Source organism: Planktothrix paucivesiculata PCC 9631 (genome assembly GCF_900009265.2).
Classification (GTDB): Bacteria; Cyanobacteriota; Cyanobacteriia; order Cyanobacteriales; family Microcoleaceae; genus Planktothrix; species Planktothrix paucivesiculata.
The window spans coordinates 1-1,511 of record NZ_LR735057.1; the positions used below are offsets into that span (position 1 = coordinate 1).

1 protein-coding gene is annotated in these 1,511 nt (G+C 50.6%); it reads right to left on the reverse strand.

The window, feature by feature from the left end:
• Positions 1-1,511, reverse strand: a 1,511-nt coding sequence (locus tag PL9631_RS25595; protein WP_231516861.1) for a Calx-beta domain-containing protein, incomplete at both ends; no start/stop codon positions are given.

Sequence of the window (1,511 nt, forward strand, 5' to 3'; positions counted from 1 at the left end):
GTAATTGTAGTTGTCCCGGCGGTATTACCGTTACTCAGACTAAGTTCTAGGGTTTCGTTAGCTTCAACAACAGTATCACCCAGGATTTCGACCGCAATCGTGGCAGTGGTGGCATTGGGAGCAAAATTAATCTTACTGCCCGTAGCACTGACTCCACTACCACTGACCAGAACGTTATTGTAATCTGTACCAACGCTGGCGGTGCCTCCTAAACTGAAATCAACGCTACTGGCCTGTTGAGTCTCCCCGTCCCGGCTAATGGTGAAACTGACGACTTGGCTACCTGTATTCCCTTCTGCAATCTGGGTGCTGCTGCCAATCACATTGTAGGTAATATCATTATCAACAATTTGGGCATTCACCGCACCAATGGGTCGGGTGGTGGGATAGTTAGGGGCTGTGCTTTTAGTAATCGCGTGGGTAATACTACTGCTGTGATTATGTTCAGCAACACCATCATCAATCGCCCTGACCGTAATAGTTTGGGGAGTGATGCCCGTGGTGGGGGTGAAGTTGACGATTTGAGATGGGGCAAAGTTAACGCCGTCTAAGCTGATTTCGGCTTGGGCATCGGAGGTAAGAGTAACTTCGACATTCCCCAGGGGTTGAGTATTTAATTGTATTTCATAAGTATCTGTTTTTCCGGCTTCTGTGAGATTGGTACTGCCTCCCGATTGGGTAATTGTGACTCCAGGGATGTCGTTATCGGTGTTGATGACATCGACATCGGCGAGTTTATAGTTGTTGTAGGTGCTATCGGCACTGATGACGGGGGTACTGAGAATTTTGTAGGACTGATCTCCGTCGGCAGCTAAATCGTCTACCCCGGTGGCGGTGATGGTTTGATAACTGTTCCAGTTAGCGGGGGTAAAGGTGACGGTGGTGGGGGCGACGGTACCTTCGGCGGTGTTGCTACTACTGAAACTGAGGCTGACATCGGCGCTGGGTTGACTCAGGAGGCGCAGGTCAAAGTTGGCTTGACCTCCGGCTTCGCTGGTATTGCCACTGATGGGTTGAATTTGAAATCCGGCGCTGTCGTTGTCGATGATGGTGAAACTGTCTGTAATGTCTGGCCCTAATACGATTCCAGCGCTGGGGTTACTAATGGTCAGAGTCGCGGTTTCGTCGATTTCGTCGAGGTGGTCATGAACAATGGTGAAGGTGACTTGTCCACTGCTGCTACCGTTGGGAATGGTGATTTTGTTGGGGACTGGTGCGATGAAATCGGCTAGACTGGCATCTCCACTTAACACCAGGTCTAGGGTTTGGTCGCCAATAACGGCTGCTGCTGCGGTGGCGGTGACGGTAATACTGGTTGTCCCGGCTTCGCTGCCTGTGGTTTGGGATAGGAAAAGGTTGACGGGGGGAATGGCAGGTGGAGCATCAACGGTTTTGAAGTTCCAGGTTGTATTGCCACTGATACCAGTATAGGGATTTCCGGCTTTGTCTTGAATGGCGGTTGGGGCAATTTCTACATAATAGTCTGTACTTAGGGCTAAGTCGGCGGTGGG